Raw genomic sequence first — 26,595 nt, 5'->3', positions numbered from 1 at the left:
AGATACGTGAAAAATTTGATTGCAATTTATAGTAAAAACGCTTACAATTCAATCGGTACAGTCATCTAGTCATTAGATGTCTATAAAGAGAAAGTTTTTAGGGGGTCAAGAAATGAATACTTTAATGATGCTTGTTGCATTAAGTGCAGTCATCACACCATTTATTTGTCTTGTTTTGTTAAGGATGTCCGCGCTCGTTGGGATGACTATCAGTGCAATCGTCGTAACATTACTCGGCTTTTCAGTGTGGGGCATTGAAGCAGGTGTGATCGGTGCATCTTTATTACAAGGTGCACATAAAACACTAACAATTATTTTAATTTTATTTGGCGCATTAACACTCTTAAATACATTACGTGAAACGAATGCCGTTGCACGTATCAACGCAAGTTTCCAAAGTGTATCCAGTGACATGCGTATCCAAGTCATTATCGTCGCATTTTTATTTGGTTCTTTAATCGAGGGTGCATCTGGTTTTGGAACACCTGCCATGGTTACTGCACCTTTAATGGTCGCACTCGGGTTTAGACCGCTTGTGAGTGTCACTACTGCGTTAATTGCCGACAGTATTTCCGTCTCATTCGGAGCAGTCGGAACACCTGTCATTGTCGGCTTAAGTACGTTAAAAAGGGCCAATGAACAACTATTTTCCGAAACTGCTATTCACATTACATTCATTGATTTATTCAGTGGTGTGTTCATTCCACTGATTATCGTGACAACAATGATCATTTTCTTCGGGAAATCTAATAAATTGAAAGCCGTATTAGAAATCTTGCCATGGACATTACTGATTGGCGTCGTCTATGCGGTTGCTGCATGGATCTATGCTTCACTTACTGGTCCGGAGTTCGTCTCCATTTTAAGTTCATTAACGACATTAATCGTTGCGGTTGTAACTGCGCGTAAAGGCTGGCTCGTCCCTAAAAATGAATGGACAGAGGCTCTAACAGATGACTACAAAGCCTCAGACTTATCACAGCGACACGAAATGAGTTTACTGGCTGCATGGTCACCTTACTTAATTGTTGTCGTACTCTTGTTATTAACACGTATTGTGGCACCAGTAAAAACATTTACAACAACTGTACTCGACTTATCTTGGAATCAAATTTTAGGATATAACACGATTTCATCAAGTTGGCAATTACTTTATTCACCAGGAACGATTTTATTCATCGCAGCCATTTTTGCGATTATCATCCAACGTAAACCATTCCGTCACTTTTCAAAAGCATGTAAAGATTCTGCCAAAACAATAAGTGTGACAGGTTTCACCCTCATTGCAACGTTAGCGATGGTACACGTCTTCAGTAACTCAGGCCTCAACAGTAAAGATTTACTCAGCATGCCTGAATTTATCGCAAACGGTATGGCGCATACATTTGGTGATATGTGGCTATTCGTCGCACCGTTTTTAGGCGCACTTGGCTCATTCATTACAGGAAGTGCAACCGTTTCAACATTAACATTCGCACCTGTCCAAGCGAACATTGCAGATGCGATTGGTGCTGACCTGTATACTGTCTTAGCAGCTCAAGTCATCGGTGGTGCAGCAGGAAACATGATCTGTGTGCATAACGTCGTTGCAGTCTGTGCTGTCGTAAATATGGCAGGCAAAGAAGGCAGTGTCATTCGTAAAACACTCGGACCTGCATTGTTATACTGTGCACTTGTAGGTATCAGTGCATTTGTATTCGCAACATTTTTCTTATAACATATCAAAAAGAGTGCTCGGACTATGGAGGTCTTCGCACTCTTTTTTGATGTTTGGTTTAAGGATTACTAATCATGATATTCCCCCACCAAGCCTAAGTGTTTCAGACTGATGAACGTTCTGTGGCATTACTGTGAATCTGATGAATATCATCCTCAAAATACGTTGAATAATCATTTTATAGGTTTATAATATAGTTATAAATTCTTGTAAATTTAATATAATGTTTTTAACTATTGTTGACGTGATTTATAGAATAGTGAGAAAATAAAGACAAATATTGGGGGAGGAATGTTAAAATGAAAGCACTTGTTTATCGTGGTCCTGGAAAAAAAGAATGGATCGAAGTTGAAAAGCCACAATTGCAAAAACCAACAGATGTTATTGTCAAAGTAGTCAAGACGACGATTTGCGGAACTGACTTACACATTTTAAAAGGAGACGTCCCTGCTGTTACTGATGGTCGTATTTTAGGCCATGAAGGTGTAGGGATTGTTGAAGAAGTGGGCGATTCAGTTACGCAATTTAAAAAAGGAGATAAAGTCATTATTTCAGCAGTAACAGCTTGTGGATCATGTTACTACTGTAAAAAACAACTTTATGCGCACTGTGAAGATGGTGGTTGGATTTTAGGTCACTTGATTGATGGTACGCAAGCTGAGTATGTGCGTATTCCACATGCAGACAACAGTTTACACCGTGTGCCAGAAGGTGCGAATGACGAAGCGCTTGTAATGTTGAGCGATATTTTACCAACAAGTTTTGAAATTGGTACATTAAGCGCGAACGTTAACCCTGGCGACACTGTTGCGATTGTAGGCGCTGGTCCAATCGGTTTAGCGGCTGTACTCACTGCACAATTCTACTCACCTGCTGAGATTATTATGATTGACCTTGATGACAATCGTTTACAAGCCGCTAAAGATTTAGGTGCAACAGCTTCTATTAACAGTGGCAGCGAAAATGTCCTAGAGCGCATTCATGAATTAACAGGTGGACGTGGGGTCGATGTCGCAATGGAAGCAGTCGGTATCCCAGCAACATTCGAATTATGTCAAAAAATTATTAGCCCTGGTGCCCGTATTGCTAACATTGGTGTTCACGGTACAAAAGTTGATTTACACCTTGAAGAATTATGGATTAAAAATATCTCTATTTCAACAGGTCTTGTGAGTGGATACTCTACACCATTATTATTAAAAACTGTAGAGTCTGGTAAAGTTCAACCTGAAAAGCTTATTACACACCACTTTAAAATGGATGAAATGTTAGAAGCCTATGAAGTGTTTGGTAATGCCGCTAAAGAAGGAACATTAAAAGTTATTATTTCTAACGACAAATAGACTGACATTCGTATCGATTTAAATGACCATTCAAAATAAAAAGAGTAAGGACATGCACTTCATGTGACGTCTTTACTCTTTTCATTTTTAAAACTATGCCGGTAGTGTTCGGTTAGACATCCCGCACACTCCCCTCATCCCTCTCGATAAAAGCGACTCACTTTCCATAAATAACCAAACGCATTGTAAGCAAACAATACAATCATAAACAAAATACCTAAAAACTGATTGATACCTGTCACTAAAGAAAAGAACGAAAGCAATACAATACCAATGATAATTAATGATAAATTCATATGATACACCTTGTAGAGTGACACCACAGTAATATGGCGTTCCCCTTCATCCATGATTTCAAAAGATTTTTCCGTATATTTTGCCTCTCCTAATTTTGGAAAGCGACGATCAAACTTTCCTTGGAAAAAACCTACCATTATTGCTGGGATAACTGTAAAAAGAAACGGAATCACTGCTGTTATTAATGCCGTATCCCCTTTATTCCCTAACGCAAGGATGAAAAAGTAAATAAAACTAATGAAATATTGTACGTAAACAATGATACTGACTTTTAAAAACTTCATATTCGCTTGGTTTTCCAGTGTATCGGTTTCCTCAATTTCTGTCTGATGATCTACGCAAGACTTCAGTTTTAATGCTGCCTTCTGTGTTTGATATTGCCATAATGTCAGCCCAACGATACATAGCGTGACGATGACACATGAAATCATCATAAATTGTTGATTCATAAAATCGATGTGCTGGATGATATGTTGAAAGTCTATTCCACTTATCAATAATGAAACGAAAACACCGACGACACCGCCGAGAAGTACAAACGATAAATAACGCCATACTTTCATAAATCTCCCTCCTCTATGATAAAGACATTCTCTACCGGTTCTCCAAATATACGTGCAATTTTAATCGCCGTCAGTATCGAAGGTGTAAACCCGTTGCGTTCGATTAATGAGACCGTTTGACGTGAAATACCTGCCTTTTTCGCGAGTTGTGTCTGGTTGTAGCCGTCACGTGCCCGCAGCTCCTTCAACCTATTTTTCATGCCTTCAACTCCTTACTTCATTCAATATATATGCTATTAGTCATTTTGACAAGTACATTAGTCAAATCAGAAAATATTCAATGTGTTTTAAATCTAACATTCCCTTAAAAGTTCGTTACGCATATCAAAAAAGCTAGGACCATGTAAAGTCCTAGCCCTTCAATATTAAAATGTCGTAAAACAAGTCTCACGCTGAACGGATCTCATTATTGTAAATTCAAGCCGCTCATCCCGATATCCAATAACCGATATCTTGCAAGTAATCACTCGTTCTTGTTGCTTCTTGAAGTAGCGCCTCTTGCATCAAATTCAACCCTTTATGTTCTAATCGACTGACTGGACCTGAAATACTCATCGAAACCTGAATAACGCCTGATTCATCTATAATCGGTGTCGCTATACACATCAATCCGTATTCATATTCTTCACGATCGACCACAATATCTTGGTGTGGACGCGTCGCCATACAATGCTTAAAAGCTCCAACCTCTGTCATCGTATGGATGGTACGTGATGTAGCCGTCTTAAAATAAGCTTCTAACGCCTCATCTGAAAACATATTTAAAAACCATTTCCCCATACATGAACAATGTAACATCGATGTTGGACCGAGTTGAGCTTGTAATGTATACTGTTCACCATGTTCCGTATGCAAAATACACACTTCTTGATTGACCAATATTCCCAAATTAATAGCTTCTCCGGTTTTTTCCACCAACCGACGCATAAACGGTTTGAGGTGATGAATCAATGAGTCCGTTTGCTTCATATGGTTTTGATATTTCAACATTTTATCAAAAGCCGAGAATACTCGTGACTTTAGTCATGAGAGGTTCAAAACCGAGGTGATAATTTTCATCTTTATCTTGCGCAACGACATTCAAATCCACTAAAGTTCTTAAACTGCGATAAATCGTACTTTTCGGTAACGTCGTCAGTCTCGCCATCTCACTGATTCCCATTTTTTGATGTTGAGACAATATATCTAAAATTTCAAATGCTTGAATGACAGTTTTAATAGGCGTATATTCGGCCACATCAATCCCCCACCGTTTCTGTGATTTCATTTAAAAGAAAAGTTTCACAAAAACTATAACAAACGGTAATGCGATGAAAGTTCGTTGTAAGAAAATAATGACAATGTGCGAAAACTTTTGAACCGCATTCGCTGATGTGAGCAACGTTGCAATCTCGGATAAAAAGATCAACTGTAAAATACTCATCATCGCAATCAACACTTTACTTGTTGACTCTGTTAAATTCGCTCCTAAAATGACAGGTAAATAATTATCCGCAAAGCCTGACATGATCGCACTCGCTGTGACAGCCGCTTCCGGTATACCTGCGAATTGTAAAATCCATTGAACTGGGTAAGAAACCCAAGCAAGTAAAGGCGTATAAACGGAAATAGCAAGTGCTAATGTTCCCCAACAAACGATGATTGGCATTAACCAAACAACATAGAACATCATATTGTCTTTTTTACTGATAAAATTTTGTGCTGTCACTTTTGCTGCACGTTCAGTCGCTTGTGTTGTCGCCGTTTTAAGTTTAGACTGTTGTGCTGACGTTTGCACTTCTTTTAATGGGGTCCCGTCGACATACACATCCGGATAACGCGAAATGGGTGGAATACGCACACTGATAAATGCGACAATCATACCCATCACTGTAATTCCTAAGAAAATCATACCGAAATCATCAACGACACCGAGCACACTACACACTAACACGACCCAACCAATACTTGATGTTGAAAACTGACTTCCGAGTATCGCTGTCTCTTTCACTGTGTAGTACCCTTTTTCAAATAATTCCTTCGAAGCCAGTATCGCTGCATTCCCTGGTCCGACCCACGCACTTATCGCACTGACTGCACAAATTTCAGAGATTTTAAACACTGGCTTAATTAAAAATCCAATAAGCTCACCGATAAACTCCATCGCACCAAATTCTAAAATTAATGTTTGGAATAGTAACATAATCGGAACAATGACAGATAATTGAACGGCTAAATTCACCATCGTCATCCCTGTCTCTTCCGAAGTTAAAAACAATGGCCCGACTTGAAATAAACACATCAAAGTAATCAACGTACCGAGTATCCGATTTATCGTATAAAATGGCGTTGTCGAAAAAAGTGGTTTCAACATCGTATTGTTACGAATCCAATCCGGTTTCCAAATTTGGTCAATCACAGCCATCATTGCACTAACACAAAAGACAAGCGCAATCAACCGAGTGATGGGTTCTTGAAACGTTGAAACAAAAGTCTTTATAACGTGAAATAAAATCGTATCAACACCGTTCGCAAAAGAAAATGGAATGAGCACAATAATAATCCCTAAAAGTGTCGCAACAATAAATTTCATCAAGTTTTTCATATCTACTTTGCCAGTTGTCGGTTGTTGTAAATTATTTTTCATCATCAAAACTTCCTTGTCATTGGTCTTTACTTCATTACAAAGTCAATTGTTGAATATAGTCATCCATCACTGCGCACGAAGCATTCAATTGTGCTTCCTCTTCTGCATCCAGTAATTCAGGCAGCATTTGTTCAACCCCTTGTTCACTCACAATACTTGGCAGACTAATATAAACCGTCAAACCTGTCGATGTCGTATATAAGTTCGACACCGGCAATACGCGTCGTTCTGGGCTCAATAGTGCTTCTACCAAACATTGAATCGCATTCGCTACACAATAACAATTCGGTCCTTTCATTTTCCATACATCAAAGGCAGTATCTTTCACACGTTGTGCCATCGTTTCTTTAAAGTCATCTGGTAACGTCATATTTTGAGATGCGGCAAATGCTTCTAACGACAGACCACCGATACGGACATGACGCCAAAGCACGACTTGCGAATCACCATGTTCCCCTACAACAGTCGCTTCAATACTTTTTGGACTGACGTTAAAGTATTCACTCAACAAATATTTCAGACGCGACGTATCGAGCAATGTCCCTAAACCTATCACATCTGAAGGTGCCTTTCGACTCATTTGATAAGTCGTATACGCTAATATATCGACCGGATTACTTACTGTTACGATTTTGGCATTCGGACTATACCCTGTCATTTTCGGCACAATTTCTTTTAAAATATCCGCATTTTTCTGCAATGGAATAAGGCGAGACTCCCCTACCTTTTCTGGTACACCCATCGTAATAATAATGACATCCGAACCTTTTGTTGCCTCATAATCTCCTGCAATGACACGTTTCGCTTGTGATACACCGGCACCATGCATCATATCTAACGCTTGACCTTGAGCTCGATTCTGATCCACATCCACCAACACAATCTCTCTTACCCATGGCGTTTCAGATAACAAATACGCAGCAGTCGAACCTACCGCACCCGCACCAATAATACTCACTTTGCTCATACCATTTCACCCTTTCAAAATGGAACGTGTTTCATTTTTCGATTCAAGCATACCTCAAACTTAATGGCGAAACAATGATTTTGTGAAATAAATCACAAATATGTCATAACTTGAAAAAATAACCTAGCCGACCACACCAGGTTACGTATTTATAAGTTTTTTTGGGGGGCTAAAAGCGGTTGATTTCGCTGTAAATGGAAAAAGGAATGACGTTACGTATTGAAAGCAAGCTGATTAGTTTGAGGTAAGATTCGGACAAATTTAGTTGGGGAAATTCCTTGAAAAAAGAGAAATGGTTAAAGCAATCTAAGTATTTTCGACTTACAACATATGTATTCAAAATGCATAAAAAAGATGCCATATCAGCATTTAAACAAACACCGATACAGCACCTTCGTTCACTCTATCCGTTATAAAACAGTGAACACCCTTTGACCTTTCTCAACTTCCTTAACATCTTCTACTTCAATTTTACGCTCTCCTAAGTTTGTCACAATCATCGGCGTCACAATACTTGGCGCATGTTGTTGCAGATACTCTAAATCCACTTTCATCAACAATTGACCTTCAGCAACTTCATCACCGACTTTAACGAAACTTTCAAAGCCTTCTCCATTTAATTTCACTGTATCAATACCGATATGAATCAGCAATTCTACCCCGTCTGTTGATTCTAACCCGATTGCATGTTTCGTTGGGAATAAGGCTTTCACTTTACCATGGAATGGCGCGACAATTTCAGACTGACGTGGGATAAGGCCAACACCGTCACCCATCATACCACCTGAAAAGACTTGATCGGGCACTTCTGATAACGGAATCACTTCTCCATCACACGGTGCAACAATTGTCACACTTCTCGAGCCATCAATATGCACGGCTTCATCCTCCTCAGAGACCGTCGTTTGGCTCGGACTCGTCATTTCACCTTTCATAATGAGTGTCATATCATGCTTAATTTGATCCGATTTCGGTCCAAAAATGGCTTGCATGTTGTTACCAACTTCAAGCACACCCGCGGCACCTAATTCTTTCAGTGCATTCACATCGACTTTCGCTTTATCATGTACTTCCACACGGAGACGCGTAATACATGCGTCTAAATGTTTCACGTTGTCTTTGCCACCCATCGCATCAAGTACATCAAATGGTAAACGCTCAACTGACGTATCTCTTGCCTCTGCAACTTCATCTTCACGACCAGGTGTTTTTAAATTCATATGCTTGATCACAAAAGTAAATAAGAAGTAGTAAATGATCGCATAAACGATACCCACTGGAATGACGTATAAAGCATGCGTACGATCCCAATTCAGCAAACCGTATAAAATATAGTCAATAAAACCACCTGAGAATGTCATCCCGATTTTAACGTCTAATAAGTGCATCACTAAGAATGACGTACCTGCTAATAATACGTGTACTGCATATAAAATTGGCGCAACAAATAAGAATGAGAACTCTAATGGTTCTGTAATCCCTGTTAAGAATGATGTTAATGCTGCGGATAACATCAAACCACCGACAATCTTTTTACGCTCTGGACGTGCTTGTCGATAAATCGCATATGCTGCAGCTGGTAAACCAAACATCATGAATGGATATTTACCAGTTGTGAAAGCACCGGCTGTAAATGCAACGCCATCTTTCATTTGTGCCATCCAAATACGTTGGTCACCTCGAACCAATTCACCCGCTTGATTCACATACGAACCAAATTCAAACCAGAACGGCGCATAGAAAATATGATGTAAACCAAACGGAATCAATGAACGCTCAATAATTCCAAAAATAAATGTCGTTAATACAAGGTTTTTGTTTAATAAGAAGTTCGATAATTCGTTAAGCCCTTCTTGAATCGGTGGCCAAACGAACGCCAACACAACCCCTGTTACAATCGCAACTAATGATGTCACAATCGGTACAAAACGTTTACCCGCAAAGAAACCTAAAAACTGTGGCAACGTAATATTATAAAATTTGTTGTAACACCATGCCGCTAACGCACCCATAATGATACCGCCAAACACACCTGTCTGTAATGTTGGAATACCTAAAATTAAGGCATGTTGTGGCAATTTATTCGCTTGACTTAATGTTTTTGCACCATCAGCAAAAGAAAAGATTTGATCGATTCCGATATGCATTACTTTACCTATCGTTGCATTCATAATTAAGTAACCGACCAATGCTGCTAATGCTGCAACACCATCGCCACCTGCTAAACCTAACGCTGTCCCTACTGCAAAAAGTAATGGTAAGTTATCAAATACCACTTGACCTGCTGATTCCATAATTGTGGAAAGAATGACAAATACTTCATGCTTCAACCATGGCGCCAACGATACTAACTGATCATTGTGCATGGCATTCCCTAGTGCAAGTAAAATCCCCGCAGCCGGTAAAATGGCAACAGGAAGCATTAACGCCTTCCCAACTCTTTGTAATTGTCCAAAAAAGAGCTTAAACACTTTAAAACACCCCTTATCAATCAATAATATATAAAAAAAGGCATGCGCAAACAAAACTATTTTTTAATAGCTTACATTTTGCTCATGCCTGTTTTACCAGTAACACGCTATTCAGTTAACCGCTTTCATTATACAATGTGATTGTGCACTTCACAATAACTTTTTTTACTTTTATTCCGAAAAAGTGAACAGTCTCCTCCATGTTATCTATCTATGTGAAAAAATTTCCGTATCAACTCAAGTCCTTTTCTTTGACGCGTTTCTTTCATTCTTCCATAATGTCCGTACAACTATTTGGAAACATATATTTAGTCTTCATTATTAATAATTGCAACATTATGATAAGCAGTTAAAAACTATTTAACTTTACAAACATTTATCTTTATGGTATATTTTTTATATCACGAATAAAATCAAACTATTTGCTACGGAGGGTATTTCTATGACTAACCTTAAATTCGATCCAGTACACAGTTCATTAGAATTTTCAATTAGACACTTAATGGTTTCAAGAATTAAAGGAACTTTTAACGACTATACAGTTGATGTGAAAGGTGACCTTGATGACTTAAGTTCATTAGAAACAGTCACAACAATTAATGTAGATTCAATCGATACAAAAAATCCAGATCGTGACAATCACTTAAAAACAGCAGACTTCTTTAATATAGAGTCTCATCAACAAATTACTTTCAGAAGTAAAACAATTACAGAAAACAAAATTACTGGTGATTTAACCATTGCTGGTCAAACAAACGAAGAAACATTTGACTTTGAACAACACGGTGTGAGCGACAACCCACTTAGCGGTGGTCAAGTGACTGGTTTCACAGTAACAGGTTCAATCGACCGTGAAAAATATGGTATGAACTTTAACCAAGCTTTAGAAACAGGTGGCGTTATGCTTGGTAAAGATGTTAAATTCGAATTCCATGGCGAGTTTACTATCGAAGGTTAATGGATATGCTTGTGAAGAGAAGCGCATTGGATGGGACGAACCATTCAGTGCGCTTTGTTTTGTAATACATATAACATTTTGTAGTGCTTGCTATGCTCAATATGCAACACTTTTTGATGTCATCTTAATTTAAGGAGGTTAACATAATACTTTATGTGATAGCCATTTTACTTATGCTTATTTTAGCTGTATTGCTTTTAACAAAGGTAGGGTGGTTATTTTCACCGGTTTGTGATATCAATCATCGGTTTAGTCGTAGTTACACTGAATAATCAAAAAAAAATAACCATTCCCAACTTTCGACCAGGAAGGAATGGTTATTTCCCCAAAAGTCACCGTCTTGATAACGGGCTTACTGGCAATGTGTTCGTGCACATTGTATTTTCATTATAACACTAAATTTCATTACATAATAAATAGCGTAATAAATTTTATGTGCTATAATATCTCTTGTAAGCAAGTTGGATAAGATGGTGGCTAATCTCTTGAAAAAGGGGTGATGCCTATGATTATAGTTGTTGCTCCTAGAAAGGAGTAAAGCAGCATGTCTGATTACGAAATGCTCATGATTGTGATATCAATCATCGGTTTAGTCGTAGTTACACTGAATAATCAAAAAAAATAACCATTCCTCTAACTTTTGACTAAACGTGGAATGGTTATTTTCACCAATGTCACCGTCTTGATAACGGGCTTACTGGCAATGTGTTCGTGCACATTGCCTTTTCATTTACATTAAGTATAACACGAAATATGATTTTTTGGAATTATTTCACTCAAACAATATTCCCAATCTGATATGTACACCTATCGAGCCATCCGTTCTTCCCCAAAACCAAAAATAAAAAAGACGATAACAACTGGATTCATACCCAATTGCTATCGCCCTCATTAAGCGTCTTTAGTGCATCATGTCATGCACACGCCCCATTTTAATCGTTTGATATACTTGAATTTCATCATCTACAATCACAAGATCGGCATCCTTACCTACCGCAATACTTCCCTTGCGATCATCAATCTTCAACGCTTTCGCCTGATTCAAGCTTGTAATAGGCCATAACGTTTCTAAACGCTCGCCCGTAAATTGAATCAAATTGCGTAAACCGTCATTCATTTTCAAAATGCTTCCTGCTAAAGAGCCTGTTTCCAAATGTGCCTCATGATCTTTCACAATCACTTTCTGACCACCTAGTTCATAGTCACCTTCTGGCATTCCTTTTGCACGCATCGCATCCGTAATTAAATACATTTTTTCTGGACCTTTATGTTGGTATGCAATTGCGACTGATTGAGGGTGTGAATGTACCCCGTCGACAATGACTTCTGTACTTAATTGTTCGTTTGTCCATGCCGCACCAAACATGCCTGGATTTCTATGATGGAAACCGACACCCGCATTGTACAAGTGTGTAACGTGTTTGACACCTTCTGCTGCTGCTGTGTTCGCTTGATCAAAGTCGACTTCAGTATGTCCCATTGAAAAGATAAATTCATCTTTTAACGTTTGAATGACTTCACTTGCGCCTTCAACTTCAGGTGCAATCGTCACGATTTTAATGAGTCCTGTCGCAGTCTCTTGGAAATGACGCAACAATTCAACAGTCGGTCTTTGAATAAATGCTGGATTTTGTGCTCCGATTTTATGCTCAGAAATGAACGGCCCTTCTAAATGCACACCACCCACTTCAGCAGCATTCGTCACATCTTGTTGCTGATGATAAACACTAATATTGCGCAGTGCTTTTTCAATCGCTTCTTGAGATTGTGTCATCGTTGTTGCTAAAAATGTTGTTGTGCCTTCTGTCAGTAGATGTTCAGCTAAATATTTCAAGCCATCGTATGAACCATCCATCGCATCTTCACCATAACCACCGTGAATATGCACGTCAATGAAACCTGGTAAGATGTGACGCCCTTTTGCATCTACAACTTCTAAGTCTCCAGTATACGCACCCGTTTCAATCGCTTTAATTTTGCCGTCTTCCACAATAAGGTAGCCGTCTGAGATCACACCGTCTTCTGTATAAATGACGCCATTTGTAATTGCATATGTCATAGTATACCTTCTTTACTATAATTTGATTGTTTTATTCATCCTCGTCATCGTCTTGATTTAACAGCGCGTTGACGTAAATGATACCTTCTTGCGCTTTTTGCACATAGTCAGGTTGTTCACCAATCATTTTACCATTAATATAGCTAATCACCATTGGTAAGCTCATCCCTACATAAAGGTTTAAGTCTGCCCCATTCATAATTTTTTTAGAAACGGTATTCGCTGGTGTACCGCCTAATAAATCTGCAAAAACTGTCACTTGATCGCCTTCATCAATGAGTGTGTCTAATGCTTTTTCAAAATCTTCAGGCCCCATTTCTGGTGTCAATGCTGCAGTATGAATGTAATCTTGAGGCCCAAGAATCATTTCTACACTGTCTTTAAGCCCTTCACAAAAAGCGCCGTGACTCACAAGGATTAACTTTTCCATAGTCCAAATGCTCCCATCGAATTAAATTTTTGAAATAACACCCAACGCTGACAAAATAATTGAAACAATAATCACAATAAAGATTGCACGTGTTGAGTTCATTTTTTTACGTCCTAATAACCAGTAAATCGCAAATACAATAATCAAAGGTAATAATCTTGGTAAAATCATGTCGGCATTGTTTTGAATGTTGACTGTTAAATCACCAATTTTTGGTTTCCAAGCAAATTGAACACGAATCATCGTTGCGACGAGTGCACCGACCATGAATACCCCGAGCAATGTTGCTGCATTCGTTAATGATTCTAAGCGGTGTTGCATCGTTGTCACAAGTGAAATCCCTTCTTTGTATGCGAATTTCAATTGTTTCCATCTGAATACGATAATAGCAAGCATTGCGACAAACCAAAGTAATGCACCGAATGGGTTACCGTCTTGCGCCATGTTTGCTGCAATGGCACCGAAAATTGTAGGGACTAATGAACCGAAAATCGCATCCCCTACAGCCGCAAATGGTCCCATTAAGCCGACTTTCATCCCTTTGACAGATTCTTTTGATGCATAGCGTTCTTTTTCTTCCATCGCAATATCAATACCCGTAATAATCGTGTTAAAGAAGTTACTTGTATTGAAGAATTGCGCGTGTGTTCGCATCATTTCTTGTAATTCAGGTGAATCGTCACCATAAATTTTACGTAATTGTGGAAGGATCGTGAATAAATAACCAGACCCTTGCATACGCTCGTAGTTCCAACCCCATTGGAAGAACAATAAGCTACGTATGTTGATTTGTCTAAAGTCTTTATCAGTCAGTTTATAAGGTGTTTGAGGCATTGTTCCTGTTAACTTTGAATTTGCATCAGCGTTTTGAGAAATTTGTGTTTCCGTTTGATTATAATTCGTCATCGTCAATCTCTCCTTCATCGTCCGCATCTGTTGCTTGGTTTCCGCCATGATTTGCAGCTATTGTTTTAGATTGTGAACTTCGACTATACTCCATTGCCGCTAAAGCAAAACCAATCGCTGCAATCGCTAACATTGGTAATGATGAGAATGACATTGTAAAGTTTTTGTCTAAACCTGCAACTGATGTACCTAAACCTGATAAACCGTTAAAGACTGTTACCATTAATGCTGTAATGATAAAACCTAAAATAAAGTAAGGATAATGTTTTTTCAAAGGTAAGTAACGTAATAAAATAGCGAAACCGACTGCTGGTAATACCGCACCTGCAACTGTTAAACCGTCACCTAACCATTTTAAGTCACCGTTTAAGTAGTCAACGATTTTACCTACAACGCTACCACCGAATACAAGTGCTAAAAATACTGGGATCGCACGAGATAACGCCCATGGAATTGCACCGTATAAGTAGTTACGTTCAATACCTTTGTAATCCATTTGTTCAATTTTTTTATCAATACGATGTGCAAAGAATGTGTTTGTGAAACGCGCTAAAATATCTGTTTGAATCATTAAGCTCGCTACAGGTACAGCAAGTGTCGCAAGGGCTTGTTGTGGGTTCATTCCGAGTGCTACTGAGAATGCAACCGCTAATACCGTACCTGAGTTCGCATCGATTCTTGATGCACCACCGAATGTACCTACCCCTAGAATTGTTAACTGCATACCCCCACCGATAATTAAACCGGTAGTAATATCGCCCATGATTAAACCTGAAATAATCCCTGCAAATACAGGATGTCCAAAAATATTAAATTGCAAATCATCTAAAATTTGATAACCTGCGTACAGCGTTAAGAGCAATACTTGCCACCATAAAATGTCCAATAGAAACGCCTCCTGATAGTTCTATTTTTTGATTAATGACATAAAGTCAACTGATTTATCGTTTGGTACCATTTGTGAAATGATATTGACACCTTTTTCTTGTAAAAATTTGAAGTTGTCTACATCTTCGTCAGTAATGTTGATTGAGTTTGTTACTGAACGTGTTTCATTTGTTTGTGACATGTTCCCTACGTTCAATTCTTCAATTTTTACGCCATTGTTCACAAGTTCAACAAAGCGATCAGGACGTTTTGCGATCACCATCACACGTTGTGAATCATATTTACCATTGTTGATGTTGTTAGCTGCTTTTTCAACTGGTAATACACTTAATTTAATCCCTGCTGGTGTCGCAAGTTTTAATGCTTGTTTGTCGATATCGCTTTGAGCGACTTCATTATCAATAACGATAAAACGTCCAATGTTTAATTTTGTTGCCCATAAGTTTGCCACTTGTCCGTGAATTAATCTACCATCGATTCTGCTTCCAATAATTGCCATTATAAATCCTCTCCTTATACTTCAGAAAATTTTGGTGTTTCAATCAGTTGGATACTTTCTGAATGTTTTCCTTCTGAGTCAAACGCGATAATTTCATTTTGTCCTTGTTTCAAAAATGCTTTAGGAATGTAGAGCGACTGTGACGGTCCAATTTCCCAATAACGACCGATGTTGAATCCGTTGACGAGTACAACACCTTTGCCGAAATCGCTTACATCAATGTGCGTATTGTTCGGCTCTGCTAAGTCAAATGTGTATTTGTAAAAAGCAGGTTGTTGTTCAGACCATTCGCGTTTAAAATGATCTGCCGTTAAACGGTCGAAGTCGATATCAAATTGTTCCCACTCTTGTACGAAATGAAGATCTTGCATGAGTCCTTGACCTAAACCTTTACGTTGTGTCGGTGCTAATAATTTGTAGCCGTAGTTGACACGCCCCATATTTTCAACGAGCACATCGATTTGTGGTTGGTCAGAAGTTAATGTGACTTCAAATTGACCTCCAATTTCTTCTTGATACGCTGTGTAGACATGCTGTTGGTCTACAAAACAGTGGACACGGTCTCTTGCGTCTACAATGCGTAATTTTTCTTGTTCTGTCGCTTTATGGATACGTGTACGATACACCATATAACCATAGCCAGAACCCGCTTCTTCCATCGTTTGTGGGTAGAAGCTTGTCGTTTTTGTCGAAATGTCTTCAAGTACTTCGAATAAATTCACTTTGTCTGCCAATGGAATATCTTTCATTGACATAAATGTTTTCGTTCTTGGTTTATGTTGCTCAATGTCAGGAATTTCTTCTTTGAGCATCTCTTGTAAAGCGAAGTATTTTTCTGTTGGATTACCTGCTTCATCTAACGGCGCATGATAGTCATAAGATGTGACTTGTGGTAAATCTTTCGTACCACGTGCAGAGCAACCGTTCCAAAAACCAAAGTTTGTCCCGCCATGGAACATATATAAATTAAGTGAGCCTAATTTCACTGCATCGCGCACTTCTTCAGACAAATCATCACTGTCTCGTTTAATCACAGGTTCACCCCAGCGATTAAACCAGCCATCCCAAAATTCCATACACATTAACGGCCACTTTTTACTGAATTCTTGTTGGAACGTCTTTAAGTTTTCAAAATTTTGAACTGTACGAGAACCAAAATTGCCTGTCGGTAAAATATCATCCTCAATGAGACTACCCGCTCTTAAACATTGATCCCAAGCACCGTCTGATGTGAAGAAAGGTACAGTGACACCTTCTTCACGCATCATGTTAGCAAGTGCACGTAAATACGCGTGATCTTGACCGAATGAACCGTATTCATTTTCGACTTGCATCATGATAATCGGGCCGCCTTGATCAATTTGTAATGGCGTTAAGATTTTAAACAGTTCATGATAATATTTTTTCACTTTTTCTAAATATTTCTCATCTCTCGAACGGATACGCATTGTACGGTCATTAAGTAACCACGCTGGAAATCCACCGAACTCCCACTCCGCACAAATATACGGAGATGGTCGTACGATGACGTAAAGTCCAAGCGTTGCTGCAAGTTCAATAAAATGTTTTAAATCTTTATGTCCTTTGAAGTCGTATGCATTTTCAATCGTTTCATGAAAGTTCCAAGGGACATAAGTTTCCACTGTATTAAATCCGAGTGCTTTCAAATTGTATAATGAATCTTCCCAGTCATCCTTTGGTATTCTAAAGTAATGGATGGCACCGGACAATATCTTGATTGGTTTGTCATCTAATAAAAATGTATCGCTTATTTTGAAACGACTCACATAATCACCTCATTAAGATTGAATTGGTGTTGCTGTTTTTACATTCACTTCATTAAGCGCTTTCAAGTTATCAAGACCTTCACTTTCCAACCATGCTTTTGCTTCTTGTTCACCTGCGTCTACAAGTGCTGTAGTTGCACCTTTCCATGTTGCACGACCACATAAAATACCGTTGAAATGTGCACCATTGTCAGCTGCAAATTGGAGTGAATCCATAAATAATTGTGCAGATACGCCACCACTTAAGTAAATATAAGGGATGTTTGTTGCTGCATCTTGCGCTTTAAACGCTTCTGCCGCTTCTGCTTGTGTCATCACTGCTTTGTCTCCAAATCCTTCAACAAAGTTCATGTTTACTGGAATTTCCACTTTCAATGTGTCTACTTGAAAACGTGGTTCACTAAATACACGCATTGCTTCGTTAACTTTGTGTGGACGAACTTTTGCAAATGCTTCACCTTTTTCGTCACCAATGCTGTCATCGTAAGTTAAGATTTCAAGTAAAAATGGGACGTTTTCAGCTTGACACTCTGTTCCTACACGTTCGATCAACGCCTGTTTCTTTTGGTTGATTTCGTCTGATTCATCTACATCATAGTATAGCAAGAACTTCACTGCGTCTGCACCCGCTTCAACAAGACGACGTACGCTTTGATCTTCAATTAAACGTGGTAAACGTCCAGGACGAGACTTATCATAACCTGTTTGTTCATAAGATAAGATTAAGCCTGCTTTTGCATCTTTCGCTTTTGCAGCATCTAAACCATATTCAGGGTCTACTAAAAAGCTAGAACCGTGTGACGTTAACACTTCTGCCACCAATTTTTTAAATAATGACAAGTTTTCAGGTGTGCCTGTGTCACCTAGCAATTTTCTTAATGCGCCACGTTGGTCTACTGCCACTGCTGCATAAATTCCATTTTCATCTACTAAACGACTTAAATCTTTTACCATTCAAATCTCTCCACTTCTATTTCATTTTTAATTTCAGCGACTTGATTGACATCAATAAAGCCTGTTTTTTCTTGTAAAGCATTCGATGTCCCACATGCTAAAGCTTGACGAATTAACGCTTCAGGCGCTAAATCTTGATCCACACCGTAAGCAATGCCTGCCACAGTTGAATCACCCGAACCGACTGGATTGACAATGTCCTTATGTGGCAATGTCGCACGATAAATGTCTTGCTTCCACTTCACAAGCGCACCGTCTCCACCTAGCGTTAAAAAGACATCGCAATTTTTAAAATACGCATGTGTTTGTAACAAACGTGCACAATCATCAATCGTTAACTGTGTTTCACCGACTAACATTTCAAATTCAGATTGGTTCGGTTTAATACAGTGAATCGGCAACTGAGCTTCTAACAACGCTTTTAACTCGCCCGCATGTGTATCGACAATATTATACGTATGTGGGAACGCTTTTAAAATGCGTGCCATATGGTCAAACTTCGAATGCGTTTCGAACTGCGGTGAACTTCCGCTAATCGTCATCACTTTCGCATCTGCAGCATGTTGTGTGACGTTTTCAAAATAAGCTTGTTGTTCGCTTTCTGAAATCGTTGGACCTTGCTCAAGTACTTCTGTTTGGGCTTGGCCATCATTCAACGCTAAACTTTGCCTTGTCTGTCCTTTGATTAACGTAAACGCACTTGTAATGCCCATCCCTTTCAACGTGTCAGCCATCCACTGACCATTGGCACCTCCGAGATAGCCAAAAGCACAGTGCGTCGCGCCTAATTGATTGAGCACTTTCGTCACATTAATCCCTTTACCACCTGGATTTTCAATTTTCTGTTTGACACGATGGACTTCACCGACCACGAGCGGGTCAATTTCGTACGTGATGTCTACAGATGGATTAAACGTATGTGTTGCAATCATTATTCATCACCCTTTAACTGGATAAATCGTTACCCCTTTAACAACACGGTTAATAAAGCCGTCTGGACTTGGGTTATCCGGATTTAAACCTAATGCATCAGAACGTTGTGCAGCGAGTAACTGCCCAAACATCAAATATTGCAATGCAAGTTCTATATCTGATAATGATTCAGATTGTGGCAATTGGACAGTATGCTCACCTGCTTCACTTTGACCGTCTAAAATGTACATTTTGTAACGATCTTTCACTTGGCCAACTTCTTTAATCAAGTCATCTTCGTATTGACGGTGATATGCACCATTACTACGCATCATAATAAATATGGCATCTTTGCCTAAGCCTGCTTTAGGACCGTGTCTGAAACCTAACGTTGTTTCACGCGCGATTTCTGTTTGTCCTGCAGTTAATTCGTTCAGTTTTAAGCTCACTTCTTTTGTTAACTCACCAATCAAGCCTGTCGCTACGTAGAACACTTTTGAAAATGTCATTGCATTCACAGCTTGAGCTTGTTGTTCGAGCCACTCAAAGTTTGATTCTGCAATCTCGAAAAATTGTGGACTCACTTTACCACCAAAGAGTAAGTAACTTGCAAATAACATTGATGAAAAGCTTGATGTCATTGCGAGTGACTTGTCGTTTGTTTCTTCAGGCAAGATCACTTTGAACACATTGTCTTTATCCGCTTCGTATGTCCCTAAGAAACCGTCTTTATTATTTGTAATGAATAAGTGATACACACTTTGAGAAAGTTCATTCACAAATTCGACTGTCGCTTTCGTTTCTGGACTGTTACCTGAACGCGCAAATGACACAACAAGATAGGCCGTTTGTTCATCGATATAAAGTTGTGGGTCTGTCACAAAATGCGTTGTCGGTACAGATTCAAATTCAAAGTTTGGCATCACAGACGTGTTGCGTGCCATACGTGCGACATCACCGACATAGGCACTTGATCCTGCGCCTGTGAAAAGCACTTTTAATTTTTTCCCTGCATGTTCTTGTTCGATTTGATTCACAAATTGGTTGAATGCCTCTTGTTGTCCTTGAACAATATCAAACGTTTTTTTCAAAGTTTGTGGTTGTTGCTTTATTTCGCGATAAGTATCTGTTTCATGTAACACAATACTACCTCCCATATCATTTTTATGATTACATCAATTGCACGGTGTATTTATATTTATGTCCACTTGCAATACTTTGTGTAAACTCAATCAAATCTTCATCTACATAACTAAAGCGTTCAATAAACATACAACTGTCATCAACTACACCATTCAACAATTTCGCATGTTCTTTACTCAACTTACTCGCCGTCAAATTCTCACAAGCATTCGTTATTTGCAAACCGTAATGACGATTGAGCGTTTCATAGAGAGAGACACGATTAAAATCAAATTGCTCGAGCCCTTCGCAAAAACGCATTGGCAAATAACTCACCTCGTATATGAGCGGAACATCATTCGAAAGTCGTAAGCGCTTTAATTCATAAACATATTGATAGGGTTTCAAATTCATTTTTTCTTGCAAAAACGTGGTAGATGGAATGAGTTTAATGCTTAACATTTTTGTACTCGCCTCATCACCATTCTTTTCTATTTCATCTTTAAAACTATAAAGTTCGTTCAAAAACTGTGTATATTGACTACCAAGCACAAAGGATCCTTTGCCGTGTTCGCGTTTAATGACATGATCTTTTTCTAAGCGATCTAAAGCTTCACGCACAGTAATTCGACTTACACCAAACTGCTCACACAGCTTACGTTCTGATGGTATTTTATCGCCTTCTTTATACTCACCAGCCTTAATACGACTATGAATGCCTTTGTACACTTGATAGTACAATAGTAATTTTTCAGACATGACATTGTTCACCGCCTACTGGTTATAACCACCTTAAATTATAAAGACTCTTACTATTTTTGTAAAGGCTTTAATATTAATTTTCGCCTTTTTAAATAAAGCGTTTACAATATTCTCTATAGCAAATTGCAACCCTATTGTTGCACTTTTAGAAAACCCTATCAAAATCATTGCTCAAAAAAATTTTTTCTATCATTTTTCTGGTTATAACCACTCTAATATTTTTTTAGTTTGCGCATTATTGAACAATCGCAACAAACAATGTCGCTGTATACATTTTTTGTCATTCCAAAAGAGCTGAATTGCGTTAAAAAAGTGGTATTATTTCCCATCCTACAACCTGACAAAAATACCATAACAGCGGAGTTGTAAGGGTTTACAAAAAAGTATAAAAATTATATATTCTATTCAATTAATCTTTTGAGGAGTGCATAGACAAATGTTTAATCAACAGAAACAACACTATGGTATCCGGAAATATGCAATTGGAACTTCATCAGTATTATTAGGCGTGACATTATTTATAACACATGACGCAACTGCATCTGCAACTGAAAACAATACACCTGCAAAAACAGAGACAAATCAAGCAGAAACAACTTCTTCTCATACTTCGCCAACCGACGTCACACAACCTAACGCAGACACGAATGCTTCAACGACAACTAAAGAGACAACACAACAAACAGATCAAACGACATCACCTCAAGAACAAACGCAACCTAAAGCGGACCAAACAGCACCCAAAGACACATCAGATATCAATCAAACTCAAACAGCAGATTCAACAACCGCACCTCCTGTTACAGACGCGCCAAAAGCCAATGATGATACAACGCATCCAGAATCTGCAACTGTAGCAAAGAAAGAAGATACTCAGACAGCACCGACTGCTGACAATACACCACAAGCGCAACAACCTCCTCAGTCAGAAGCATCTCAAGAAGTGCAACAACAAGCAACAGTTGAGGATGCAACACCACAACAAAACGCATCAACTGAAGTGCAACCTAAAAATGTGGGTGCTGCTTCAACAAAACAAGAACAACACACGAATAAGTCAACGGCACCGACACCTTACGCACAACAAGCTGACAAAGCAACGACTGATGTCACAATAAAAAGTGTCGACAGTAACGCACAGCCGTCATCTCCTGCACAAGACCAACCTGAAGATGCCAACACAGCTGACAAAGCAACTGTTGCGACACCACCACGTGACAACGCCAAGACAGCTGATCCGAACAAAACGATGACTCGTGCAGCAGCCACGCAACAAGATGATGCCGTCGATACGTTGACGTCAAAAGAGATGACAGCAACGATTGATAAAAGTTTTCCTGCTGTTAAATATTACACGTTGAAAAATGGTAAAAAAGTCGATGCGCAAGTGACTGATGCACGTCAAATCATCGTCAACGGTGAAGTGATTACGCCAACGGTCAAATACAACAAAATTGATGATCATACGGCTGAATATGACTTAACAGCACAAAATGATTCACGTTCGATTGATGCCAATTTCAAATTCCGTTTATCAGTTGAAGGTCAGACCGTCGATTTACAAATGACAGATTACACGAACAACAACACAGATCCACAAAACGTCATTCGCAACTTTGGCTTTGTGAGTCAATCGCTCGTATCAGTGAATAATCAACAAAAAAATGCCAAACTACAAACAACGAAAATGTCTACAAATACGATGCAAAGTGGCGATAAGTCGTATAACATTGATGAGAATTTCAAAAATAATTTTAATGACTTTATGATGTATGGTTTCGTATCAAATGATGACTACAGCGCAGGGTTATGGAGTAACGCACAAATCGGCTTTGGTGGTGATCAAGACTTTTTACGTGTCAATGCCCAGTCTACAGAAACAGATAACGGTGTGGCTGTCGGTTTAGGTTCAATGCCTTGGTTTATCCAAAAAGACGCTGAACATCCAGATGCGAAAGATCAAGGACTATTACCACATGTGAAAATAGCGATTGCGGAAGATGAAAACAAAGATGGCGAAATCAACTGGCAAGATGGTGCGATTGCTTACCGTAGCATTATGAACAATCCATATGGTGCAGAAGAAGTACCTGACCTTGTTGGGTACCGTATCGCGATGAACTTTGGTTCTCAAGCGCAAAATCCATTTTTAAAAACGTTAGATGGTGTGAAAAAATTCTATCTCAACACAGATGGTTTAGGACAATCGATTTTATTAAAAGGCTATAACAGTGAAGGACACGACTCTAGCCATTTAGATTATGACAATATCGGTCAACGTATGGGGGGCGTTAAAGACTTTAAAACGTTACTTCAAAAAGGCGCAAATTATGGGGCACGTTTCGGTCTCCACATTAACGCTTCTGAAACATATCCAGAATCTAAAGCGTTTGATCCTGACCTTTTAAGAAAAAATGAAGATGGCACTTATATGTATGGTTGGAACTGGCTCGATCAAGGCTTTAACATCGATGCCGACTATGACTTAACACACGGACGTAAAGCACGTTTCGAAGCACTTAAACGAATTGTCGGTGATGATCTCGACTTTATTTACGTCGATGTATGGGGTAACGGACAATCTGGTGATAACAGTGCTTGGCCATCACACCAATTAGCGAAAGAAATCAATGACTTAGGTTGGCGCGTCGGCGTTGAATGGGGTCACGGTATGGAATATGACTCAACATTCCAACACTGGGCAGCGGATTTAACTTATGGTACGTATCAAAATAAAGGGATTAATTCAGAAGTGGCACGCTTTTTGCGTAACCATCAAAAAGATTCATGGGTGGGTCACTATCCAAAATATTCAGGTGCAGCCGACTTCCCACTTCTTGGCGGCTATGATATGAAAGACTTTGAAGGTTGGCAAGGTCGAAACGATTATTCGGCTTATATTAAAAACATTTTCAACGTCGACTTACCGACGAAGTTTTTACAGCATTATAAAGTGATGCGTATCGTCGATGGTGACCCTGTTAAAATGACTGCCAATGGTCAAACGATTGACTGGACACCAGAAATGCAAGTTGATTTACAAAATGAGGCCGGTGATAAAGTCACTGTTAAACGCAAATCTAACGACTATCAAAACGACATTGATAATTACCGCTCACGTACAATGGAGTTGAACGGTCGCACTGTACTCGATGGTGATTCCTATTTATTGCCATGGGATTGGGATTCAAACGGCCAACCATTAACTGGCGATAACGAAAAATTGTATCACTGGAATAAAAATGGCGGTTCAACTACTTGGACACTACCTGAATCATGGGATACAGACCAAGTCGTGCTTTACGAATTAACCGAAACAGGTCGTAAGTCACCACGTACAGTAGCAGTGAAGGACCATCAAGTGACACTCGATAACATCAAAGCAGACACACCATATGTCATTTATAAAGTCGCACAACCAGACAACACAGATGTGAACTGGAGCGAAGACATGCACGTGAAAGATGCCGGCTTTAACTCACAACAACTCACACCTTGGACAATCGAGGGCAATCAAGATAAAGTGAGCATCGAAAAGTCTACAACATCGAATGAAATGCTAAAAATCGATAGTCCAACAAAAACAACGAAATTAACGCAACAATTGACAGGTTTAGTACCGGGTCAACGTTACGCTGTCTATGTTGGCGTCGATAACCGTAGTAACGCAGCGGCGCACATTGCAGTGACACATCATGGTGAAACGCTCGCAAGTAACGAAACGGGTCAATCGATCGCGAAAAACTATGTGAAAGCAGATGCACATAATAACAATGCTGCGACGTTTAAAAATGGCGGTAGTTACTTCCAAAACATGTACGTGTACTTCGTTGCACCGGAAGACGGCAAAGCAGATTTTACGATTCAACGTGACCCAGGTGAAGGTGCCACTTATTTCGATGATATTCGTGTGTTAGAAAGTAACGCGAATCTCCTTCAAAACGGCACATTTAACCAAGACTTTGAAAATGTACCACAAGGGTTATTCCCATTCGTCGTGTCAGAAGTTGAAGGCGTTGAAGATAATCGTGTTCACTTATCTGAAAAAAATGCACCGTATACACAACGCGGTTGGAACAATAAACGTGTCGATGATGTCATTGATGGCAAATGGTCGCTTAAGGTAAACGGTCAAACAGGTAAAGATAAAATGGTTATCCAAACGGTTCCGCAAAACTTCTACTTCGAGCCTGGAAAAACATATGAAGTGTCATTTGATTATGAAGCGGGTTCTGACGATACGTATGCCTTTGCCACAGGAAGCGGAGACATTTCAAAAAATCGTAACTTTGAGCAGACACCATTGAAAAACACAGTCGATGGCGGCAAAGCAAAACGCGTGACATTTAAAGTGACAGGTGATGAAAACGGTCAAACTTGGATTGGTATTTACTCAACGAAAACACCAAATGATCCAAGAGGTGTGAAAGAAGGCAATCAAATCAACTTCGAAGGGACGAAAGATTTCATTCTAGACAACCTTTCTATCCGTGAAGTTGAAGCACCAAAGCCTGATACCACTCAAGAAAACGGTGATAGCGCACCAATGAATGGAACAGATGACAGTAACGCCAATCCAAGCAATGCACCAGACAATAATAGCGATACCACTGATGTGAATGTCAGTGCAACGACAGACAATACAGAAGTCAAAGGCGTCATGACAACAAATGGAACAGATGCGCCAACTGTTACACTACCTGAAGCAACGACGGGGGATGAAGGCGCGTCAAATCCTATCACTACAACACCAACGAACCAAGTGTTGCCACCTATGCATCCAACGGCAGCACCAATGCAACACGGTATGGACAATGCACCAACAGAACAAGCACCCGTACAAGTTGAAAATGTCGCAGCACAATCATTACCAGATGACCATTTGACTGAATTACCAAAAACTGGGGATATGACTCAAAATACACGTGGGGCTTTAATGGCGATGATGGTTGGCGCAGTCTTAACAGCATTCGGATTCAGACGCCAACGTAAAGAGAAATAGAATGCACGACACAATTTGATTATGTAGGAAAGGATGCTTAACCTCCAACTCACCAATGCCCATATTATAATGCGTCATCTTTTTGAAGCATTGGTGAGTTACATCACTCAGGAAACGTAAAATTGTTTTCTTAATATTGAGTTGTAGATGTAACATTTTGAGTAATTCCAATTATATTCTCTAATTTCAGATTAAAAGTCGAAATCATATATTAAATTTGGTTTCGACTTTTTATTTTTTTAATAAGCACTATTGTAATTTTATACTCAATAACTATCTTTATATGATAATTTTGTTTCAATGTATTAAAGTGTTTTATATTTTGGAAAACC

General features: G+C 39.1%; 21 protein-coding genes. 4 read left to right on the top strand and 17 right to left on the bottom strand.

Features of this window, described 5'->3' with window-relative positions; genetic code table 11:
• Positions 1-112 precede the first annotated feature (112 nt).
• Both GZH82_RS01165 and GZH82_RS01160 read left to right on the top strand, forming a co-directional pair.
• A complete protein-coding gene (locus tag GZH82_RS01165; RefSeq protein WP_162680947.1) occupies positions 113-1,717 on the top strand; it encodes an L-lactate permease in 1,605 nt (534 codons plus the stop codon).
• Between the two features lie 299 nt (positions 1,718-2,016).
• Positions 2,017-3,060, top strand: a complete 1,044-nt coding sequence (locus GZH82_RS01160; RefSeq protein WP_162680946.1) for a zinc-dependent alcohol dehydrogenase family protein — start codon at positions 2,017-2,019, stop codon at positions 3,058-3,060.
• A 134-nt stretch (positions 3,061-3,194) separates the two neighbouring features.
• On the opposite strand, the gene GZH82_RS01155 is transcribed toward GZH82_RS01160, so the two are convergent.
• The 7 genes from GZH82_RS01155 to ptsG form a co-directional block, all read right to left on the bottom strand.
• Positions 3,195-3,920, bottom strand: a complete 726-nt coding sequence (locus GZH82_RS01155) for a DUF3169 family protein (protein WP_162680945.1) — start codon at positions 3,918-3,920, stop codon at positions 3,195-3,197.
• On the bottom strand, positions 3,917-4,120 hold the full coding sequence (locus tag GZH82_RS01150) for a helix-turn-helix transcriptional regulator (RefSeq protein ID WP_162680944.1): 204 nt from the start codon (positions 4,118-4,120) through the stop codon (positions 3,917-3,919). The genes GZH82_RS01155 and GZH82_RS01150 overlap by 4 nt, the downstream gene beginning before the upstream one ends.
• A gap of 226 nt (positions 4,121-4,346) precedes the next feature.
• Complete coding sequence (locus GZH82_RS01145; protein ID WP_238989608.1) at positions 4,347-4,910, bottom strand: IclR family transcriptional regulator; 564 nt, start codon at positions 4,908-4,910, stop codon at positions 4,347-4,349.
• A gap of 4 nt (positions 4,911-4,914) precedes the next feature.
• Complete coding sequence (locus GZH82_RS14100; protein ID WP_238989607.1) at positions 4,915-5,187, bottom strand: helix-turn-helix domain-containing protein; 273 nt, start codon at positions 5,185-5,187, stop codon at positions 4,915-4,917.
• Positions 5,188-6,549 carry a YjiH family protein gene (locus GZH82_RS01140; RefSeq protein WP_162680943.1) on the bottom strand — a complete coding sequence of 454 codons (1,362 nt, stop codon included), beginning with the start codon at positions 6,547-6,549 and terminating at the stop codon, positions 5,188-5,190. It abuts the gene before it with no gap.
• A 31-nt stretch (positions 6,550-6,580) separates the two neighbouring features.
• Entirely contained in the window at positions 6,581-7,513 is a 933-nt protein-coding gene (locus tag GZH82_RS01135; protein WP_162680942.1) for a lactate/malate family dehydrogenase, read from the bottom strand.
• A gap of 410 nt (positions 7,514-7,923) precedes the next feature.
• On the bottom strand, positions 7,924-9,984 hold the full coding sequence (gene ptsG / locus GZH82_RS01130; RefSeq protein ID WP_162680941.1) for a glucose-specific PTS transporter subunit IIBC: 2,061 nt from the start codon (positions 9,982-9,984) through the stop codon (positions 7,924-7,926).
• Between the two features lie 442 nt (positions 9,985-10,426).
• Between ptsG and GZH82_RS01125 the strand changes: the two genes are divergently transcribed.
• On the top strand, positions 10,427-10,942 hold the full coding sequence (locus tag GZH82_RS01125) for a YceI family protein (protein ID WP_162680940.1): 516 nt from the start codon (positions 10,427-10,429) through the stop codon (positions 10,940-10,942).
• A 901-nt stretch (positions 10,943-11,843) separates the two neighbouring features.
• Here the strand turns inward: GZH82_RS01125 and nagA are convergent.
• Genes nagA through GZH82_RS01075 form a run of 10 tightly spaced genes read right to left on the bottom strand, consistent with a single transcriptional unit; the run spans position 11,844 to position 21,258 of the window.
• Positions 11,844-13,001 carry an N-acetylglucosamine-6-phosphate deacetylase gene (gene nagA / locus GZH82_RS01120; RefSeq protein ID WP_162680939.1) on the bottom strand — a complete coding sequence of 386 codons (1,158 nt, stop codon included), beginning with the start codon at positions 12,999-13,001 and terminating at the stop codon, positions 11,844-11,846.
• A 31-nt stretch (positions 13,002-13,032) separates the two neighbouring features.
• A complete protein-coding gene (locus tag GZH82_RS01115) occupies positions 13,033-13,431 on the bottom strand; it encodes a PTS sugar transporter subunit IIA (RefSeq protein ID WP_162680938.1) in 399 nt (132 codons plus the stop codon).
• Positions 13,432-13,452: 21 nt separating this feature from the next.
• Entirely contained in the window at positions 13,453-14,337 is an 885-nt protein-coding gene (locus GZH82_RS01110) for a PTS system mannose/fructose/sorbose family transporter subunit IID (protein ID WP_162680937.1), read from the bottom strand.
• On the bottom strand, positions 14,324-15,223 hold the full coding sequence (locus GZH82_RS01105; protein WP_019166807.1) for a PTS mannose/fructose/sorbose/N-acetylgalactosamine transporter subunit IIC: 900 nt from the start codon (positions 15,221-15,223) through the stop codon (positions 14,324-14,326). The genes GZH82_RS01110 and GZH82_RS01105 overlap by 14 nt, the downstream gene beginning before the upstream one ends.
• A 21-nt stretch (positions 15,224-15,244) precedes the next feature.
• Positions 15,245-15,724: a PTS sugar transporter subunit IIB gene (locus tag GZH82_RS01100; protein ID WP_162680936.1), complete on the bottom strand. Its 480-nt coding sequence runs from the start codon at positions 15,722-15,724 to the stop codon at positions 15,245-15,247.
• A gap of 14 nt (positions 15,725-15,738) precedes the next feature.
• On the bottom strand, positions 15,739-17,511 hold the full coding sequence (locus GZH82_RS01095; protein WP_162680935.1) for a glycoside hydrolase family 35 protein: 1,773 nt from the start codon (positions 17,509-17,511) through the stop codon (positions 15,739-15,741).
• Positions 17,512-17,523: 12 nt separating this feature from the next.
• Entirely contained in the window at positions 17,524-18,465 is a 942-nt protein-coding gene (locus tag GZH82_RS01090) for a tagatose 1,6-diphosphate aldolase (protein ID WP_162680934.1), read from the bottom strand.
• Complete coding sequence (locus GZH82_RS01085; protein WP_162680933.1) at positions 18,459-19,397, bottom strand: 1-phosphofructokinase family hexose kinase; 939 nt, start codon at positions 19,395-19,397, stop codon at positions 18,459-18,461. The genes GZH82_RS01090 and GZH82_RS01085 overlap by 7 nt, the downstream gene beginning before the upstream one ends.
• A 6-nt stretch (positions 19,398-19,403) precedes the next feature.
• Positions 19,404-20,519: an SIS domain-containing protein gene (locus tag GZH82_RS01080; protein WP_162680932.1), complete on the bottom strand. Its 1,116-nt coding sequence runs from the start codon at positions 20,517-20,519 to the stop codon at positions 19,404-19,406.
• Between the two features lie 28 nt (positions 20,520-20,547).
• The gene (locus GZH82_RS01075; protein ID WP_162680931.1) at positions 20,548-21,258 is read right to left on the bottom strand and encodes a GntR family transcriptional regulator; all 711 of its coding nucleotides are present in this window, start codon (positions 21,256-21,258) and stop codon (positions 20,548-20,550) included.
• 439 nt (positions 21,259-21,697) lie between these two features.
• On the opposite strand from GZH82_RS01075, the gene GZH82_RS01070 reads away from it, so the two are divergent.
• Positions 21,698-26,263, top strand: coding sequence for an endo-alpha-N-acetylgalactosaminidase family protein (locus tag GZH82_RS01070; RefSeq protein WP_162680930.1), 4,566 nt, complete (start codon positions 21,698-21,700; stop codon positions 26,261-26,263).
• The last annotated feature ends 332 nt before the right edge of the window (positions 26,264-26,595 follow it).

It is taken from the genome of Staphylococcus sp. MI 10-1553, assembly GCF_010365305.1.
In the GTDB taxonomy this organism is placed as follows: Bacteria; Bacillota; Bacilli; order Staphylococcales; family Staphylococcaceae; genus Staphylococcus.
This window is presented reverse-complemented; position numbering and strand designations above follow the sequence as displayed.

Bases quoted from the DNA above. Each gene is read 5' to 3' on its own strand.
- GZH82_RS01165 (WP_162680947.1), top strand. From the start codon at position 113: ATGAATACTTTAATGATGCTTGTTGCATTAAGTGCAGTCATCACACCA.
- GZH82_RS01160 (WP_162680946.1), top strand. From the start codon at position 2,017: ATGAAAGCACTTGTTTATCGTGGTCCTGGAAAAAAAGAATGGATCGAA.
- GZH82_RS01155 (WP_162680945.1), bottom strand. From the start codon at position 3,920: ATGAAAGTATGGCGTTATTTATCGTTTGTACTTCTCGGCGGTGTCGTC.
- GZH82_RS01150 (WP_162680944.1), bottom strand. From the start codon at position 4,120: ATGAAAAATAGGTTGAAGGAGCTGCGGGCACGTGACGGCTACAACCAG.
- GZH82_RS01145 (WP_238989608.1), bottom strand. From the start codon at position 4,910: ATGTTGAAATATCAAAACCATATGAAGCAAACGGACTCATTGATTCAT.
- GZH82_RS14100 (WP_238989607.1), bottom strand. From the start codon at position 5,187: ATGAAATCACAGAAACGGTGGGGGATTGATGTGGCCGAATATACGCCT.
- GZH82_RS01140 (WP_162680943.1), bottom strand. From the start codon at position 6,549: ATGATGAAAAATAATTTACAACAACCGACAACTGGCAAAGTAGATATG.
- GZH82_RS01135 (WP_162680942.1), bottom strand. From the start codon at position 7,513: ATGAGCAAAGTGAGTATTATTGGTGCGGGTGCGGTAGGTTCGACTGCT.
- GZH82_RS01125 (WP_162680940.1), top strand. From the start codon at position 10,427: ATGACTAACCTTAAATTCGATCCAGTACACAGTTCATTAGAATTTTCA.
- nagA (WP_162680939.1), bottom strand. From the start codon at position 13,001: ATGACATATGCAATTACAAATGGCGTCATTTATACAGAAGACGGTGTG.
- GZH82_RS01115 (WP_162680938.1), bottom strand. From the start codon at position 13,431: ATGGAAAAGTTAATCCTTGTGAGTCACGGCGCTTTTTGTGAAGGGCTT.
- GZH82_RS01110 (WP_162680937.1), bottom strand. From the start codon at position 14,337: ATGACGAATTATAATCAAACGGAAACACAAATTTCTCAAAACGCTGAT.
- GZH82_RS01100 (WP_162680936.1), bottom strand. From the start codon at position 15,724: ATGGCAATTATTGGAAGCAGAATCGATGGTAGATTAATTCACGGACAA.
- GZH82_RS01090 (WP_162680934.1), bottom strand. From the start codon at position 18,465: ATGGTAAAAGATTTAAGTCGTTTAGTAGATGAAAATGGAATTTATGCA.
- GZH82_RS01085 (WP_162680933.1), bottom strand. From the start codon at position 19,397: ATGATTGCAACACATACGTTTAATCCATCTGTAGACATCACGTACGAA.
- GZH82_RS01075 (WP_162680931.1), bottom strand. From the start codon at position 21,258: ATGTCTGAAAAATTACTATTGTACTATCAAGTGTACAAAGGCATTCAT.
- GZH82_RS01070 (WP_162680930.1), top strand. From the start codon at position 21,698: ATGTTTAATCAACAGAAACAACACTATGGTATCCGGAAATATGCAATT.